This is a genomic window from Sorangium sp. So ce1036 (assembly GCF_051369805.1).
Classification (GTDB): Bacteria; Myxococcota_A; Polyangia; order Polyangiales; family Polyangiaceae; genus Sorangium; species Sorangium cellulosum_F.
In genome coordinates this window covers 6,994,048-7,012,096 of record NZ_JBBMOX010000001.1, presented here as the reverse complement: position 1 = coordinate 7,012,096, position 18,049 = coordinate 6,994,048, and the positions used below count along the sequence as shown (strand labels likewise).

Sequence of the window (18,049 nt, the reverse complement as noted above, 5' to 3'; positions counted from 1 at the left end):
CGAACGCCGTCCGCCGAACCCGTGTCACCGCGTCAGCGCGTCATGTCGAAGAAGTCGTCGATCCACACCACGTCGCCCGCCGCCTCGGCGCGCGCGTAAACCCACCTCGCCACGGCGAGATCGAGCGTCCCCATCCCGAACGGCGAGAACACGATGGTCTTCGTCCGCGGCACGGCGCATTTCCCGAGCAGCACCTCGGCGAGCGTCCCGGTGACGAACTCGCGATGACCGGACTCCTGCTCTGCGAGGTGGAGCGACGTCCCGGCGCTCATCACGTGCTCCACGCTGTCCACCACGTTGAACGACGCGCGCACGACGCTCGGCGACAGGTCGCGCAGCGACAGGTGCAGCACGACCGGCGCGTGGGAGAACCAGCCCGGGTCGTGGACGTGCGGCGCGCCGGCCGAGGTCGTGAAGACGAGGAGATCGCTCCGCCGCACCACGGCCTCGAGGTCCTCGGCCACGCGGATCGCGCGGTGCCGGGCCGGGTCGCAGAAGGCCGACCGGAACCGCTCGGCCTCGGCGGGGTTCGCGTCGAACAGCAGCACCTCCGGGATCTCCCAGCCGAGCCGCGTCAGGAACGAGACCACGTACCGGGCGATGAGCCCCGTCCCCACGACGCCCAGCGTCCTCGCGGCCCGACGCCCCGAGAGCGCCGCCGCGGCCGAGGCCGCCGAGGCCGCGGTGCGCGCCGCCGAGATGATCGAGCCCTCGAGGCACGCATACGGGTACCCGTCGTCCGCGCGGTTGAGGACGATCACCGCCGAGGCCCGGGGGATCCCTCGCTGGATGTTCGCCGGGTAGCTGGCGATCCACTTGATGCCCGACACGGGGTCATCGCCGCCGAGGTGAGCGGGGAGCGCGATGATCCGCGCGTCCGGCCGGTCTGGGAAGCGGAGGAAATAGCTGTTCGGACAGACCACCTCTCCGCGGTGGCCGGCGAGGTACACGTCCTCGACCGTCCTGACGCACGTCTCGGGATCACCTTCGATGAGGCGACGGATCACGCCGCCGGAAACCACGCCAAACCGCATCGTTCATCCCTCGGCGTGCCGAGACGCCCAGTCGGGGTTGTAGATAGTGTCCAGATAAGGGAGGCCGCGGTCCGCGCAGAGGAACAGGACCTTCGGCCGCGCGAGGCCGGTCGCCCGGCCGAAGTAACGCTGGATCGCCGCGTAGACGGTCCCCGTGGAGCCGCCGGCGAGCAGCCGGTGGCGGTCGAGGAGGGCGCGGCACGCGGCGATCGACTCGACCTCTGGCACGATCACGACATCGTCGATCAGCGCCTCCCGGAGCAGGTCGGGCACCACGCCCGCGCCGATGCCCGGGATGCGCCGCGGCCGCGGGGGGCCGCCGAAGATGACCGAGCCCTCGGCGTCCACCGCGACGATCTTGATCCCGCGGAAGTGCTCCTTGAGCCGCCGCGAGAGCCCCGCGACCGTCCCCGCCGAGCTCACGCCGACGAACACGAAATCGAGCTCCGTGAACGCCCGGCAGATCTCGTGTCCCGTCGTGTGGAAGTGCGCCATCATCCCGTCGGGGTTCCTGTACTGGTTGGGCCAGTAGGACCTCGGGAGGCGGGCGCAGATCGACTGCACGCGGGCGAGCCGCGTCTTGAGGAAACCCCCGGTGTCGTCCCGCTCTTCCACCTTGACCACCCGGGCGCAGAGCGAGCGGAGCACGTGCTCGTTCACCGTGGAGACGTGGGGATCGATCACGGGGATGAAGTCGAGCCCGAGGAGCCCCGCGTACGCGGCGAGCGCGATGGCGAAGTTCCCCGAGGACGACTCCACCACCGTGGTGCCGGGCTCGATCTCGCCGCGCTCGATCGCCCTCTTCAGGATGAAGAGCGCGGGGCGGTCCTTGATGCTCCCGACGGCGTTGCAGTACTCGAGCTTGACGAACAGATCGACGTGCTCGTGCTCGAGCCTCACGACCGGCGTCTCGCGGAGCATGCTGACGAGCGTCTCCGCCCGCGCCCGGAGGTCCTGTTCTTTACCCATGCGAGATCCGCCACCGCGAAAGCAAGCGCCAAGCGTCCACCCGTCACATCTCCAGCGGCGGCAGCGACACGAGCCGCTGCGACCAGCGCCCGTCGCCCTCCGCGGCCGCCCGCGGCGCCCCGAGCGGGCGCAGGGACACGAGCCGCTGCGACCAGAGCCCCTCGATCTCCTCCACCGCCTTCCGCGCGCGCGCGGGCTCGTCCGCGCCGGCCTCCGCGAGCAGCGCGCGGATCGAGCGCGAGCCGTCCGCGCGCATCAGCGCCTCGCCCACGTCCGGGGACACGCTCACCCGCAGGCCGGCGTCATACGTGTTGCGGAGCTCGAAGACCGTGGCGGCGCGGTCCATCGCGACGAAGCGGCGGATCTGGTCCACGCGGACGTACTTCGGGATGTGGAGCGCGAGCGTGGCGACGTCCTCCCAGGTGAAGTCGCGCTTCGTTGCGATGTAGTCGCCGATCGCGAGGTGATGGAGCCCCGTCGTCAGGAAGCTCGTCACCACGTCATGCGCGGAGTCGACGATCGGCTCCACGTTGTTGTTGAACGAGGTGTTGAGCAGCGCCGGGACGCCCGTCCTGTCCTTGAACGCCTTGAGCAGGCCGTGAAACCGCGGGTTCGCCTGCTGCGACACCGTGTGGACGCGGGCCGTGCCGTCGACGTGCGTCGTCGCCCCGAGGACGCCCCGCCGGTCCTCGCGCACCTTCAGCACGAAGATCATGAACGGGAAGCCGTCCTGCCCGGGCGGGAGCTCGAAATACTCGCGCGCGTCCTCCTCGAGGACGGACGGGGCGAACGGCCGGTACGCCTCGCGCTTCTTGACCATCGCGTTGATGAGGTCCTTGTTCGCGGCCGGCCGCGGATCGGCCAGGATGCTGCGGTGTCCGAGCGCGCGGGGGCCGAACTCGGACGCCCCCTGCGCCCAGCCGACCGCGGCCCCGGAGGCCAGGATGTCGGCGACGCGCCCGGGGAGATCCTCGACGCGCTCGTGGCTCAGGAAGCGGGACCAGGCGGAGAGCTCGGCCTCGATCTCGGCGTCCTCGCCCACGTCGCTGCCCCAGAACACGTGCGTGAGCCGCCGCCGCGACCCGAGCGCGCCCTCGGCGAGGCAGACGTGCAGCGCGGCCCCGAGCGCGCAGCCGGCGTCGTGCGCCGCCGGCTGCACGAACACGCCCTCGAACAGGCCCGAATACGCGATCTTCCCGTTCATCGTGCAGTTGTGCGCGACCCCCCCGGCGAGGCAGAGCCGGCTCTTCCCGGTCACCTCGCGCTGGTGGCGGAGCACGTGCATCACGATCGTCTCGAGCGCCTCCTGGAGCGACGCCGCGACGTCGCGGTGCTGCTGGGTGAAGGGGCCGCCCCTCCGGCGCACCTCGATCCCCTGCGCGAGCGCGCCCACGCGGTCGCGGTGGATCTCGTAGTCGCCGCCCGGCAAGAGCGTGTAGAGCGCGCTCATCTGCGCGCGGTACCGCGCGGGATCGCCGTAGGGCGCGAGCCCCATCACCTTGTACTCGTCGAACACGCCGTAGCCGAGCAGGGAGATGACCGCGACGTAGAAGTTGCCGAGCGACTTCGCCTCGGGGAACGTGGAGAGGACCTCGATCCTGTCGCCCGTGCCCACGGCCACGAGCCCGGACAGGAAGTCTCCGGACCCGTCGATCGCGACGATCAGGCTGTCGTCATAGCCCGACAGGAGGTACGTGCTCGCCGCGTGCGCCTGGTGGTGCGGGACGAAGACGATCCGGTCGCGGTCGATCCGGCGCCCCAGCCCCTCGCCGAGCTTCGCCGCGAGCAGCGTGCGCGCGTCGACCCGGGGGAGCGCGCCCCCGGTCAGGAGCCGCACCCGCCCGAGCAGGGCATTGCAGTACTCCTCGCTCGCGTAGTACGCGATGCGGTCCACCTGGTCGATGTCGACCCCGCGCCGGGCGAGGCAGAAGCGCGTCGCCTCGATCGGGAACTTGTTCGAGTGCTTGATGCGGTTCAGCCGCTCTTCCTCGACGCCCGCGACGACCTCCCCGTCCTCGACGAGCACGGCCGCGCCGTCGTGCGTGAAGTTCTTCGGGATGTCGTACATCTCCTCGTGGGCGAAGCTCAACCCGCCGGAAAGCCCGAGCGTCAGCATGTCTCCTCCTTGCCGGTCGCGCCGGTCGCGCCGATCGCGCCGTCGAGCCACGGCGACGACGCCGCGCCCTCGAACACGCCCTCTCCGAGCGCTCGCCGCCCGTGGGCGCGCTCGATGGCGGCGTTCACCTCCGGCCCGAGCGGGCCGAAGACGACCTCCTTGCTCAGGCGCTCAATCGGGTTGTCGCCCGCGAACGCGCGCGCGCCGACGATGCCGCGCGCCGCCGCGACGGTCTCCTCGGCGCACCGCGTCCCCACGTATTTCGCGGCCCCGGCGAGCTCGAAGAGCCGGGGGAGCCGCTCCGCGCGGTCCCGCGCGCTCCGGATGGTCCCCATCGCCTCGCCCGCCTCGCGGACCGCCGCGCTCGCGGCGCGATACCGGATCACGAGGCGCCCGACGTCGACGATCATGCCGTCGAGCTCGGCGAGCGGCGCGCCTTCCCGCGCGCGCACCGCGCGCAGAAACCGCCGCGCCTCCTCGATCGCCGCGGCCGCCGCCCCGAGGTAGAGCGCGGGGATCAGCGCCTGGTGCCACACCATCTCGAACAGGAGGAGCTCCATCACGCTCGGGCTCTGCCCGCCGAGCAGGAGGTCCTCCTCCGGGACGAAGAGGTCGTGGAACACGATGCGCCGCGTGTCGGAGTCGATCATCGCGTCCGGGAACAGGTAGTCTCCGATCTCCACGGCCGGGTTGCCCCGCGGCCGCGTCAGGAAGACCGCGGGCGCGCCCTCCTCGAGCGCGGTCGTGAAGATCAGGAGATCTCCCTCGGTCGCGAGCGACGTGTACGACGCGGCGCCGCTCACCACGTACCCGCCGGCGGTCTTGCGGGCCCTCGTCCCCACCGCGCCCACGCGGTCGGTGTGGACCCGGGAGTTCGTGTTGGCGACGAGCAGGCGCCCCTCGACGAGCTCGGCGAGCAGGGCCCGGCGCCGCGCGTCGAGCCGCGCGTCGTCGCCGATGGGGAACGTGGCGATCGCCGAGCTCACGTAGAAGTGGTTCTCGACCGCGAGCGCGACGGCCGGGGAGAGGCCCCCGAGCCGGTGCAGCACGTGCGCGCACGCGCGGAACAGCCCGGCCGCGTCTCCCTCGTAGACGAGCCCGAGGAACGGCAGATCCGTCGACCGGAACGCCCGGTAGAAGGCCGGGAGATCCCGCGCCGCGAGCGCCTCCTTCAGCGCGCCGGCCGCGAGCTCCGTTTGCCGATCGAGGTCGAGCCCGGGGCGCCTCTGGCGCCCGGCGCTCCTTTTCAGTTCATCCGAGCTCACCGCGCTCTTCTCCTCTCCTCATCCCTCGTGTCGTTCGCCCGCGCGGCCGCGCGGATCCGTCCGGGTGGCGGGCGCGCCTCACGGCCGCTCGGCGGGCCAGAGCCGCACGAGCCGCTCGGTCCAGAGCGCCCAGAGCTCGTCCGCGACGTCGGCCCCGGCGCCGCCGCAGAGCGCCGCGATCGAGCGCGCGCCGTCGGCCTGCGCCAGCACGTCGTACGCGGCGCCGGAGATCTTGCGGCGGAGCCCGCGATCGTGGCTCGTCCGCAGCTCCCACGCGTCGCCGACCCGCGCGCCGTCGATCCACCCGCGCGCGCGGCACACCTGGGTCGAGCGCGGGAGCTCGACCGCCATCCGGAGCCGGTCCTCGAGCGACGCGCTCCGCTTGCGGACGAGCACGTCGCCCACGAACGCGACCTCGAGGTCGCTCGTGAGCAGCAGCGCGACCACGTCGTCGACGGTCTCGGCGGGCGGCTCCGCGCCGTGATCGAGCGACGTCGTGAGCAGCGCGCCGACCCCGGTGAGCGCCTTGAACGCGGAGAGCAGCGCGAACAGCCGGGGATCCGCCTGCTCCAGCACGACCCGCGCGCGCACCGTGCCGTCCGCGTGCAGCGCCGCCGCGAGCGCCTCGCGCCGCTCCCGCCGGGCGCGGAGCGCGAAGCTCTTCCAGCGGAGCTGCTCGGCCGGGCAGGGCAGCACCAGGAGCTCCCTCGCGTCCTCCGCGAGCATCGCGACCGAGAGCGGCCGGTGCGGCGCGCGCCGCTTCAGCGCGTTCAGCGCCGCGCGCCGCCGCTCGTCCCGCGGATCCGCGACGATCACGCGGCGCCCGAGCGCGACGAGCCCCAGCTCCGAGCGCCCGTTGGCCCACCCCACGGCGGACCCCGCCGCGACGAGCCCGGCCGCCTCCCGGGCCGGCTCCGCCGACCGCTCCGCGGCCACGAACGCGCCCCAGCGCCGGAGCGCCGGGAGCACGGTGTCGGCGGTGCCGAGGTCGGTCCCGAAGGCCACGTGATCGAGCGGCGCGCGGCGCGGCGGCGCGTCGCTCGCGTGGAGCGCGGCGCCGAGCGCGCAGCCGGCGTCGTGCGCCGCGGGCTGGACGAACACCTCGTCGAACAGGCCGCTCGCGAGGATCCGCGAGTTGACGGCGCAGATCTGCGCGCCCCCGCCCGCGAGGCACAGCCGCCGGAGCCCGCTCCTCGTGCGGTGGTGGCGCAGGACGTGCAGCACGATCTCGGAGATCGCCTCTTCCAGCGCGGCGATCACGTCCCTGTGCGCCTGCTCCACCGGCTCGCCGCGCAGCCTGCCCGGCACCCCGGAGAGCGCGCCCGCGAGGTTCTGGAAGGCGAGCTCGTAGTCGCCGTCGGGGAGGAGCGTGTACACCCCGCGCATCGCGTCGCGGCGCGCGGCCGGATCGCCGTGGGGGGCGAGCTCCATCGCCTCGGCCTCCTCGAAGGGGCTGTATCCGAGGGCCCGGATCGTGCGATGACACAGCTCGCCGAGCGACTTCTCCGGTGAGAGCTCCGCGCGCGGCGTGAGGCACGACCGGCACCCCTCGTCGGAGGTCGCCGTGAAGACCCCGCCCTCGTTGTCGATCACGTAGACGAGCGCCTGCTCGAAGCCCGACATCGCGGCGGCGCTCACGGCGTGCGTCACGCCGTGCGGCACGAAGACGATCCGCGCCGGATCGAGCTCGCACCGCATCTCCCGCTGGATGGCCGCGCGCAGGAGGCCGCGCGCGTCCGGGATGCCGGCGAGCTCCGGGAACGCCTGGCGGAGGCGCCCGACGAGCAGATTGGCCACCTCCTCGCCCGAGTAATAGGCGATGCGGTCCACGTCCCCGAGCGAGACGCCCCGCTGCCTCAGGCAGGCGCGCAACGCGTCGAACGGGAACTTGTTCGTCCGGCGGACGCGGTTCAACCGCTCTTCCTCGATCGCGGCCACGACCTGCCCGTCCTCGACCAGCACGGCCGCCGCGTCATACGTGAAGTATTGCGGCGCGTCGTAACGGCAGTCGTAGACAGGATCCAAGCCTCCGGCGAGGCCCAGAGTCAGCATGCGCTCCCTCCATCCTTCCTATCGGGGACGACGGCCGTCCCGCGGCGCGCGACCGCAATCGCAAGCGCCGTTCCATCGAACGGGCGAAGTCAATCCGCCCGCGACGTTGAACGGAGGGTGATCGTTTTCTTAGGATTCGTTTAAAATCTGGAGAAACATGGAGCGATGAGGGGCCAGTGACGCGCGAATTTTCGCCGAGGCGCTCTCGATGATGTCGGATCTCTGGAGGTCCTTCGGCTTGATGCCGAGCTTTGCGAGGCGGCTGTAGACGTACGGCAACGACCGGTTCATTCGCCGCGACAGCTCGCGCGCGCTCCTCGTCTCCCTGACGCACCGCAGGAACAGGAGGTCGTCGAGGCTCTCGAGCGCCTGCGCGTCGTCCTGGAAGCGGGCCTCGGAGCCCTGGCCGCGGAGGCCTTGCTGCGCGAGCAGGTCGAGCGCGCACGCGGCCTTCCAGCTCTCCTCGACGGTCCGATCCGGACTCCGCACCAGGAAATATCGCTCCACGGCATTGCGGAGCTCGCGGACGTTGCCCCGGTAAACGGTGTTGCTCGCCAGCTCGCCGAGGTCGCTCGCCTCGCGCGCGGCGATCGGCGCCCGGTAGCGCTCGGCGATCTCCAGGGCGAGCACCCGCGCGAGGCTGCGCAGATCCTCCCGCGTGGGCGGCGGCACGACGATCGTGAGCACGCTCAGCCGGAAGAACAGGTCGGCCCGAAACGTCCTGTCGAGCCCCGCGGCGAGATCGCGGTTCGTGGCGGCGAGGATGCGGACGTCGGCGCTCTTCTCCTGGCTGCCGCCCACGGGCCAGAACGAGCCGTCCGCGAGGAAGCGCAGGAGCTTCGCCTGCGCCTCGGCCGGGAGCTCCCCGATCTCGTCGAGGAACAGGCTGCCGCCGGCGGCGAGCTCCACGAATCCGGGCCTCGAGGCGGTCGCGCCCGTGTAGGCGCCGCGCACGTGGCCGAACAGCTCGCTCTCGAACAGCGTCGGCGTCAGGGCCGCGCAGTTGACCGTGAGGACCCGCTGCTTCGCGCGCCTGCTGTGCTGGTGAATGTCGCGCGCGAGGATGTCCTTGCCCGCGCCGGTCGGCCCGACGATCAGCACGGAGCAGTCCGCGGCCGCGGCCTTCTTCGCGAGCTCGAGCGCCCTGCAACGGGCCTCGGAGCGCGCGATGAACCTCCAAGAAGTGTCCATCGAATGGTTCTCCTGATCATGAATCGCGAAAGCGTTGTCTGCCTCCGCCCGCCCGGGCGGGGCCGCAGCCACGATATCGCCTTCACCCGAGGCGCCGCCGGCCGCTCAAGGGTGAATATGAGCGCCTATCAAGTGCGATGAAGGAGGATGGCAAGATGGCAGAGGAGGGCGGGCGGTCCGGGCCGGGCGCCCGCCAGGGGAAGGCCGCTTGCGCGCCGCGATCGCGATCGCGATCGCGGCGCCGCGCTCCTCCTCGATCGCGATCTCGCTCACGCGCGCTCACGCAGGGCCGCTCGCGCGCCCCCGCGCCGGCCCTCCTCCGCGCTCGGCCCAGCTCCCCGCCGCGATCCCCTCCGCGCTTCAGGATATTTCTTCAAATCACGCTCGGGAGCGGCCGGAAGCGCCGAGGCTCCTGGCGGATCCTTTCCTGGTCGGCGCCGTGTTCGAAGTAGATTCTGCCGCGGAGGGACGCGAGGGATGACCGGAACGTCGGACGAACATCAGAAGACAGGCGGCCAGGCGGACGCCGCCGGCCAGCGGGCGACGGCGGCGCGGCTCGTCGAGGCCGCGTGCAGCGGCGCTTCGCCGCGGCTGCCGCGCGCCACGTACCGCGTGCAGCTCAACCGGGAGTTCACCTTCGAGCAGGCGCGGCGCGTGGTCGGCTACCTCGACGCGCTCGGCGTCAGCGACCTGTACACGTCGCCCTTCTTCAAGGCGCACCCCGAGAGCATGCACGGCTACGATCTCGTGGACCACAACGCGCTGAACCCCGCGATCGGCGCCCGCGAGGATCTCGACCGGCTCACGGGCGAGCTCGCGCAGCACGGCATGGGCCTCCTGCTCGACTTCGTGCCCAACCACATGGGCGTCGGCACCGCCGAGAACCTGTGGTGGAGCGACGTCCTCGAGAACGGCCCGAGCTCGCTCCACGCGCCGTACTTCGACATCGACTGGACGCCCCTCAAGACGGAGCTCCGGCACAAGGTGCTGCTCCCGGTGCTCGGCGATCACTACGGGCGCGTGCTCGAGCGCGGCGAGCTCAGGATCGAGCTCGAGAACGGCGCCTTCGTCCTCCGCTACTTCGACCATAGCTTCCCGGTGAACCCGCGGACGTACGGGATGATCATCGGTCCGCTCGTGCCCGTGCTCGTCGCCGAGCTCGGCGACGAGCACGACGCGCTCCTCGAGCTGCAGAGCATCCTGACCGGGCTCCGCAACCTGCCGCCGCGGACGGAGACGCAGCGGGCCAAGGTGATCGAGCGCCGGCGCGAGAAGCAGATCCTGAAGCGGCGCCTCGCCGCGCTCGTCCAGGACGCGCCCGAGATCGCGGCCGCGGTGGCCGAGGGGGTCGAGCGCATCAACGGCAAGGTGGGCGAGCCGCGGAGCTTCGACGCGCTCGAGGCGCTGCTCGAGGAGCAGGCCTACCGCCTGAGCTTCTGGCGCACGGCCGCCGAGGAGATCAACTACCGCAGGTTCTTCGACATCAACGACCTCGCGGCCATCCGGATGGAGCACCGGCCGGTGTTCAGCGAGGCGCACCGGCTCGTCTTCGAGCTCTGCGAGCGGGGCCAGGTCACGGGGCTGCGCATCGATCACCCCGACGGCCTCTGGGACCCGATCGGCTACTTCGAGGAGCTCCAGCGGGGCTACCTCGTCGAGCGCTGCCGCCAGCGCTTCCTCGCGGAGGCCGCCGGCGAGCAGGAGCCGCCGATCAGCGCGCGCGAGGCGCGGAGGCGCCCGTCGCTGGCCGCCCGCTTCGCCAAGCTGGAGCCGGCGATCCGCGCGGCGATCGCGGAGCGCGCGGCCGAGCCGGGCTCGCCGCTCGCGCGGCCGCTCTACGTGGTCGTCGAGAAGATCCTCGCCCGCGGCGAGACGCTGCCCGAGGTGTGGCCCATCCACGGCACGAGCGGCTACGACTTCGCCGCCGCGGTGGGCGAGCTCCTCGTCGACCCCTCGAGCGAGGGGGCGATGACCGAGATCTACGAGCGCTTCACCGGCGGCCGGATGGATTTCGAGGCGCTGGTCTACGAGAAGAAGAAGGTGATCCTGCGGACGTCCCTGGCGAGCGAGCTCAACGTGCTCACGCACGCCCTGAACCGCCTGACCGAGCGCGACCGCCGCTTCCGCGACTTCACGCTCGGCTCGCTCAACGACGCCCTGCGCGAGGTCATCGCCTGCTTCCCTGTTTACCGCACGTACATCAACGAGCGGACGCCCGACATCTCGGATCACGACCGGGTCGCGATCGGCCGCGCCGTGGCCCTCGCGCGCCGGCGCAACCCGACGATGGAGGCGTCGATCTTCACGTTCGTGCGCTCGGTCCTGATGCTCGACGGCGCGGATCTCTTCCGCGAGGAGGACCGGCACCACTTCTGCGAGTTCGTGATGAAGTTCCAGCAGCTCACCGGGCCGGTGATGGCCAAGGGGCTCGAGGACACGTCGTTTTACATCTACAACCGGCTCGTGTCGCTGAACGAGGTCGGGGGCGAGCCCGAGCGCTACGGCGCGAGCGCGCTCGCGTTCCACCGCGGCAACGTGCTGCGGCACAAGACGTGGCCGTACTCGATGCTCGCGACGTCGACGCACGACACGAAGCGGAGCGAGGACGTGCGGGCGCGGATCAGCGTGCTCTCGGAGCTGCCGTCGGCCTGGGAGGAGGCGCTCCGCCGCGCGGCCGCCGCGGCGGCGCCGCTCAAGGTCGAGGTGGAGGGCCGCCTCGCGCCGGACCCCAACGAGGAGTACTTCTTCTACCAGACGCTGCTCGGCAGCCTGCCGATCGAGTCGCTGCTGGGTCCGCCCGTCCCCCGCGCGCCCGACGGCGACGCGCTCGCGGCCTACACGGGCCGCCTCGTGGACTACATGCGCAAGGCCACGAAGGAGGCGAAGGTGAACACCTCCTGGGTCGACGCCCAGCCCGAGTACGACGCCGCGGTCGAGGCGTTCGTGCGCAAGGCGCTCGCGTCCGCGGAGGTCCTGGGGGCGCTCCTGCCGCTCGCGCGCGTGGTCGCGCACCACGGCATGTGGGCCTCGCTCTCGCAGACGCTGCTGAAGCTCACGTCGCCGGGCGTGCCCGACATCTACCAGGGCAACGAGGTGTGGGACTTCAGCCTGGTCGACCCCGACAACCGCCGCGCCGTCGACTTCGCGGCGCGCGAGGAGGCGCTCACGGCGCTCCGCGCGCGGTGGAGCGGCGGCGACGCCGCGCTCGCGCGCGAGCTCTGCGCCGGGGCACCGGACGGCCGCATCAAGCTCCTCGTCACGCACGTGGCGCTCGAGCTACGCCGGCGGCACCCGGCGCTCTTCGGGGTCGACGGCGCCTACGTGCCGCTCCGCGTGGTCGGCGAGCGCGAGGCCCACGCGGTCGCCTTCGCGCGCCGCGGCCAGGCGGACGGCCGCTCGGTCGTCGTGGTCGCGCCCCGGCTCACCGCGCGGCTGCTCGGCGGCGCCTGCGCCCCGCCGGTCGGGCGGGTGTGGGCGGGCAGCGCCGTCGAGGTGGAGCCCGGCCTCTACACGGATCTCTTCACCGGCGCGAAGATCGAGGCGGCGCCCGCGCCGCGCGGCGCGGCAGACGAGCAGGCGGAGGGAGCGCTGCTCCCGCTCGACCGCGTGCTCGTCGATTTCCCGGTCGCCCTGCTGCTCGGGGCGCCAAAGCGAGGTCAGTGACATGAGCGCGTTTCGCAGGATGGGCGCGTGGATCGAGGGCGGCGCGGTCCGCTTCCGCGTCTGGGCGCCCGATCACGAGCGGGTGGAGATCGTCACCTACGGCGAGGACGGACAGGCGATCACGGGCGCGATCGAGGCGCGCCCCGAGGGCGGCGGCTACTTCGAGGCGACCGCGCCGGGCCTCGGCGCCGGCGCGCTCTACAAGGTGCGGCTCGACGGCGAGGGGCCGTTCCCGGACCCGTACTCCCGCGCGCAGCCGCGCGGCGTCCACGGCCCGTCGGCGGTCGACGACCCATCGTTCGCGTGGACCGACGCGGGGTGGGGGGGCGTCGCGCTCGAGGACCTCGTGATCTACGAGGTGCACGTGGGCACGGCGACCCCGGAGGGGACGTTCGACGCGCTCATCGGGCGGCTCGGCGAGCTCCGGGCGCTCGGCGTCACGGCGATCGAGCTCATGCCGGTCGCGAGCTTCCCGGGCGCGCGCGGGTGGGGGTACGACGGCGTCGACCTCTTCGCGCCCGCCGCGAGCTACGGCGGCCCGGCGGGCCTCCGCCGCCTGGTCGACGCGGCCCACGGCGCGGGCCTCGGCGTGATCCTCGACTGCGTTTACAACCACCTCGGCCCCGACGGGAACTACCTCCGCGCCTACGCGAGGCGCTACTTCACCGAGCGGCACACGACGCCGTGGGGCGAGGCGGTGAACTACGACGGCGAGGGCGCCGAGCAGGTGCGCGCGCTCGCCATCACGAACGCCGAGATGTGGATCCGCGACTACCACATCGACGGCCTGCGCCTCGACGCGACCCACGCGATCCTCGACGACACCGAGCCGCACATCCTCCGGGAGATCGCCGAGCGCGCGCGCGCGGCCGGCGCGGGCCGGCGCGTCGTGGTGATCGCGGAGGACAGCCAGAACGACGCGCGCCTCGTGACGCCGGTGGAGCAGGGCGGGCACGGCCTCGACGCCGTGTGGGCCGACGATTTCCACCACGAGCTGCGCGTCTGCTTCGCCGGGGATCGCGACGGCTACTTCGAGGATCACCGGGGCACGGCCGAGGACATCGCGGCGACGATCCGCAAGGGGTGGCTCTACGAGGGGCAGGTCTCCCGGCACGCGGGCAAGCCGCGCGGGACGCCGGCCGAGCCGGTGCCGCCGCCGCGCTTCGTGCACTGCATCCAGAACCACGACCAGATCGGCAACCGCGCGCTCGGCGACCGGCTCGGCGAGCGGGTGAGCCCGGCGGCCTTCCGCGCGATGTCGGCGCTCCTGCTGGTCACGCCGTACACGCCGCTCCTGTTCATGGGCCAGGAGTGGAACGCGCGGACGCCGTTCCAGTACTTCACGGATCATCACCCCGAGCTCGGCCGGCTGGTGACCGAGGGCCGCCGCCGGGAGTTCCGGTACTTCACGTCATTCGGCGGCGCGGAGGTGCCGGATCCGCAGGACCCGGCCACCTTCCAGCGCTCGAAGCTCTCCTTTGGCGAGCGGGAGCGGCCGGAGCACGCCGGCGTGCTCGCGTGGTACCGCGCGCTGCTCGCCCTGCGCGCCGCGCACCCGGCGATGAAGGGCCGCGCGCGCCGCGATTTCTCGGTCGAGGCGCTCTCGCCCGACGCGATCCGCATCGAGCGCCGCGGCGGCGAGGCCGCGGTGGTCGTGCTCGTCGCGCTCCGGGGCGCGCTCTCCCTGGACCTCGGCGGCGCGGACGCGCGGGTGCTCGCGTTCAGCGAGGAGCCGCGGTTCGGCGGCGCGGCGTCGTCGGCCGGCGCGCCGCTCGAGCGCGGCCGCGTGGACATCGAGGGCCCGGCGGCGCTGATCCTCGAGGTGCGCCGCGCGTGACGCGCGCTATCCTGCGCGCGCTCACGCACCCGCTCTCCTTTCCTCCCTGTCCTCGCCGCTCTGTATCTGTTCTGTTCTTTTTCGAGTTCCGGCGCGATGCTGAAGCCCGTCACGTTCACGCCCATCGGCGTGGTGCGCACCCCGTTCCCCGACCGGGTGAGCGCGCCGCGCCAGCCGCACGCCGCGGCCGGCGCGGAGGGCACGATCGAGCTCGTCCCCGGCCGCGGGCTGGAGCACGCGCTCTGCGACATCGAGGGGTGGGACTACCTCTGGGTGGTCTTCTGGTTCCACCTCAACGAGGGCTGGCGCCCGAAGGTGCTGCCGCCCCGCAGCGCCGGCAAGCGGCGCGGCGTGCTGTCGACGCGCTCGCCGCACCGCCCGAACCCGATCGGCCTCAGCGTGGTCAAGCTCCTCGCGGTGGACGGGCTCTCGTTGCGCGTCGGCGGCGTGGACATGATCGACGGGACCCCGGTGCTCGATCTGAAGCCGTACGTGCCGTACGCGGACGCCTACCCGCACGCGCGCACGGGCTGGGTCGCGCCGCTCGCGCCGGGCGAGGCGCCGGCGGATCCGGAGCCCGGCTTCGAGGTGGTCTGGGCCGAGCGGGCCGCCGAGCAGGCCGCGTGGCTCCTCTCGGCGCACGGCGTCGCGCTGCGGGAGCGGGTGGACCAGGTGCTCGCGCTCGGGCCGCAGCCGCACCCCTACCGGCGCATCCGGCCCGACGGCGACGCCATGCGCCTCGCCGTGACCTCGTGGCGGGTGCGGTTCCGGGCCGACGGACGGCGCATCGAGGTGCTCTCCGTGGCGACCGGCTACCGCGAGAAGGAGCTGTGGAGCGGAGAGGGGCCCGAGCTCGCAGCGCACCGGTCGTTCGTGGAGAAGTTCGGCCGCGGCTAGCACGACTGCGGGAGGTCGCCCCGGATCAGGAGAAGAACCGCCATGGCGCCAGCGACGCCAAGAGAGAGGGGAACGGTTGTCCCTCCATCTTCCCCTTCTACTTCCCTGGTTTCTTGGCGCCCTTGGCGTCATGGCGGTTCGCCTCTCGGCCCGACTTCCGTGGGGAAGGCCATCACCGGGCGGACCCGGCGGCGCCGTCCGGTGCGAGCGCTGAGCTTTCGTGGTAAGCGCGATGGACGTGACCTGCTCGATCTGCGGATGTGACGCGGGGGAGCGCGGGATGGATCCGCAGTTCCACCGGCTCGCCGAGAGCATCCCCCAGCTGGTCTGGACCGCCCGCGGCGACGGCGCGTGCGATTACGTCAACGGCCGCTTTCGCGAGTACACCGGCCTCACGGCGGAGCAGGTGGGCGCGGGCCTCACCGCGGTCCTGCACCCGGACGACGCGGATCGTCACGCCGCGGCGTGGCGGGCCGCCCTCGAGGCGGGCGCGGCGTTCGAGCTGGAGGTCCGCCTGCGGCGGCATGACGGCGTCTACCGCTGGTTCCTCGGCAGGGCGGAGCCCATCCGGGACGGCGGCGGCCAGACGGTCCGCTGGCTCGGCACGACCACCGACATCGACGACCGGAAGCGGGCCGAGGAGGGGGCGCGGTGGCTGGGCGAGGACGTGCAGCGCTGGAAGAACGCGCTCCTGGAGCAGGTCAGCGAGGCGGCGTTCGCGTGGGAGTTCGGGGGCGGGATCGTCTATTTCAGCACCTCCGCGCAGCGGCTCTATGGCTTCTCGGAGCAGGAGGCCCTCGGGCGACGGAGCCATGAGCTCCTGTCCACGGTCTTCCCGGAGCCGCTCGCGGAGGTCCGGGCGACGCTCGAGCGCGACGGGTGCTGGGAGGGCGAGCTCTTGCACACGGCCCGCGACGGCCGGACGCTCGCCATCGAGTCCCGGATGCAGCTCGTCGAGGGGGTCGAGCCCCGGCGGCTGGTCCTGCAGACCGCGCGCGACGTCACCGTCCGCAAGCGCACCGAGGAGAGCCTCCGCCAGAGCGAGGAGCGCTTCCGCCGCGCCGTGATGGCGACGCCGTTCCCCATCATGATCCACGCCGACGACGGCGAGGTCATCAGCGTCAACCACGCGTGGACGGAGCTCAGCGGCTACACCCGCGACGAGATCCCCACGATCGCGGCGTGGCTCGACCGGGCGCACGGGGCGCAGCGGGATGCCGTCCGCCCGGGGGTGGAGTCCCTCTTTGCGCTGGAGGGCGCCTCGAGCGAGACCGAGCACGCGGTCACCACGGCGCGCGGCGAGCTCCGCACGTGGCTCTTCCGCGCGGCGCCGCTGGGAAAGGACGCGTCGGGCCGGCGGCTCGTCATCAGCATCGCCCACGACATCACCGAGAGGAAGCGCGTCGACGACGCGCTCCGCGAGAGCGAGGCGAATTTCCGGCAGCTCGCGGACGCCATGCCGCAGATCGTCTGGACGGCCCGCCCGGACGGCGCCGTCGATTACTACAACCGCAGGTGGTACGAGCTCGCCGGCGCGAAGGAGGGCGAGACGACCGGCGATGGCTGGCTCGCCTTCCTGCACGAGGACGATCTCCAGCGGGCCGCGGACGCGTGGCGCCGCTCGGTCGCGACCGGCGAGCCCTACGAGAGCGAGCACCGCTTCGGGTTCCCCGCCGCCCGCGGGCACCGCTGGTACCTGTGCCGCGCGCTGCCGGTCCGCGGGCCGTCGGGGCAGATCGTGCGGTGGTACGGCACGTGCACGGACATCCATGATCAGAAGTGCGCGGAGGCGACGCTGAAGGAGGCGGACCAGCGCAAGGACGAGTTCCTGGCGATGCTCGCCCACGAGCTGCGCAACCCGCTCGGGCCCATCTGCAACGCGGTCGAGATCCTGCAGCTCCTCGGGGCGCAGCAGCCGTCGCTCACGCGGGCGTGCGGCGTGATCGAGCGGCAGGTCTCGCACATGGCGCGGCTGGTGGACGATCTGCTCGACGTTTCCCGGGTCGCCCGCGGCCGGATCCAGCTCCGCAAGGAGCGCTGCGACCTCGCGCAGCTCGTCCGGCAGACGGCCGAGGACTACCGCAGCACGCTGGAGGCGAGCGGGATCGGGCTCGAGGTCGCGCTCCCGGACGAGCCGCTGTGGGTCCACGGCGATCCCACGCGCCTGTCGCAGGTCATCAGCAACGTGCTGCACAACGCCAACAAGTTCACCGACGCCGGCGGCCGGGTGGCGGTCAGCCTGTCGGCGACCCCGGAGGGGTCCGCCGTGATCCGCGTCCGCGACACGGGCATCGGCATGGATCCGGCGATGCTGACGCGCGTGTTCGAGCCGTTCAGCCAGGCCGATCGCAGCCTGGAGCGCAGCCGGGGCGGGCTCGGGCTGGGCCTCTCGCTCGTGAAGGGCCTCGTCGAGCTCCACGGCGGCGCGGTCTCGGCCGAGAGCGCGGGCGTCGGCCACGGGACCGAGGTGCGCCTCCACCTGCCGCTGACGCGCGGGATCGAGCCGTCGACCGGGCGCCCGGCGGCGCCCGCGTGCCCGAGGGAGCGGTCGCTGCGCATCCTGATCATCGAGGACAACGAGGACGCCGCGGAGAGCCTGCAGGCGCTGCTCACCATGCACGGTTACCGGGTACAGGTGGCCCTGTCCGGGGCCGCTGGGGTGGAGGCGGCCTGCTCGTTCCGGCCGGAGGTCATCCTGTGTGACATCGGCCTCCCCGGCGGGATGGATGGATATGGCGTGGCGCGCGCCCTGAAGGGGAATCTGGGGCTCTCCCCGTCGCTCATGATCGCCTTGACCGGTTACGGCCAGGAGGAGGATCAGCGCCGGGTGCGGGAGGCCGGCTTCGACATGCATTTCATCAAGCCCATCGATCCGCGCTCGCTCCAGAAGCTCCTCGCCTCGTTCACGACACGGGCGTGAGGCGAGCGGGGCCCGTTCCAGCAGCTCTCCTCCTTCAGCACGCTTGCAGAACGGCTGAACGCAGACAAAGCGTCCGTTGTGTCTCGCCGACAGCGCCGGGCGAGA

Annotated in this window: 10 protein-coding genes; 4 read left to right on the top strand and 6 right to left on the bottom strand. The window is 72.5% G+C overall.

Annotation, left to right across the window (positions count from 1 at the left end; translation table 11 throughout):
• Positions 1-32 precede the first annotated feature (32 nt).
• The 6 genes from sbnB to WMF31_RS26260 form a co-directional block, all read right to left on the bottom strand.
• On the bottom strand, positions 33-1,034 hold the full coding sequence (sbnB, locus tag WMF31_RS26285) for a 2,3-diaminopropionate biosynthesis protein SbnB (protein WP_436604573.1): 1,002 nt from the start codon (positions 1,032-1,034) through the stop codon (positions 33-35).
• Between the two features lie 3 nt (positions 1,035-1,037).
• Positions 1,038-2,003, bottom strand: a complete 966-nt coding sequence (sbnA, locus tag WMF31_RS26280) for a 2,3-diaminopropionate biosynthesis protein SbnA (RefSeq protein WP_436604572.1) — start codon at positions 2,001-2,003, stop codon at positions 1,038-1,040.
• A 43-nt stretch (positions 2,004-2,046) separates the two neighbouring features.
• On the bottom strand, positions 2,047-4,119 hold the full coding sequence (locus WMF31_RS26275; protein ID WP_436604571.1) for a carbamoyltransferase family protein: 2,073 nt from the start codon (positions 4,117-4,119) through the stop codon (positions 2,047-2,049).
• On the bottom strand, positions 4,113-5,384 hold the full coding sequence (locus WMF31_RS26270) for an acyl-CoA dehydrogenase family protein (protein WP_436604570.1): 1,272 nt from the start codon (positions 5,382-5,384) through the stop codon (positions 4,113-4,115). The genes WMF31_RS26275 and WMF31_RS26270 overlap by 7 nt, the downstream gene beginning before the upstream one ends.
• A 78-nt stretch (positions 5,385-5,462) precedes the next feature.
• A complete protein-coding gene (locus tag WMF31_RS26265) occupies positions 5,463-7,436 on the bottom strand; it encodes a carbamoyltransferase C-terminal domain-containing protein (RefSeq protein WP_436604569.1) in 1,974 nt (657 codons plus the stop codon).
• Between the two features lie 129 nt (positions 7,437-7,565).
• Positions 7,566-8,627, bottom strand: coding sequence for a sigma 54-interacting transcriptional regulator (locus WMF31_RS26260; RefSeq protein WP_436604568.1), 1,062 nt, complete (start codon positions 8,625-8,627; stop codon positions 7,566-7,568).
• A gap of 477 nt (positions 8,628-9,104) precedes the next feature.
• On the opposite strand from WMF31_RS26260, the gene treY reads away from it, so the two are divergent.
• From treY to WMF31_RS26240, 4 genes are all read left to right on the top strand, one after another.
• On the top strand, positions 9,105-12,290 hold the full coding sequence (treY, locus tag WMF31_RS26255; protein ID WP_436604567.1) for a malto-oligosyltrehalose synthase: 3,186 nt from the start codon (positions 9,105-9,107) through the stop codon (positions 12,288-12,290).
• A 1-nt stretch (position 12,291) separates the two neighbouring features.
• A complete protein-coding gene (treZ, locus tag WMF31_RS26250) occupies positions 12,292-14,127 on the top strand; it encodes a malto-oligosyltrehalose trehalohydrolase (RefSeq protein ID WP_436604566.1) in 1,836 nt (611 codons plus the stop codon).
• A gap of 96 nt (positions 14,128-14,223) precedes the next feature.
• The gene (gene tsaA / locus WMF31_RS26245) at positions 14,224-15,024 is read left to right on the top strand and encodes a tRNA (N6-threonylcarbamoyladenosine(37)-N6)-methyltransferase TrmO (protein WP_436604565.1); all 801 of its coding nucleotides are present in this window, start codon (positions 14,224-14,226) and stop codon (positions 15,022-15,024) included.
• Positions 15,025-15,256: 232 nt separating this feature from the next.
• Positions 15,257-17,944, top strand: coding sequence for a hybrid sensor histidine kinase/response regulator (locus WMF31_RS26240; RefSeq protein ID WP_436604564.1), 2,688 nt, complete (start codon positions 15,257-15,259; stop codon positions 17,942-17,944).
• Positions 17,945-18,049: the final 105 nt, after the last annotated feature.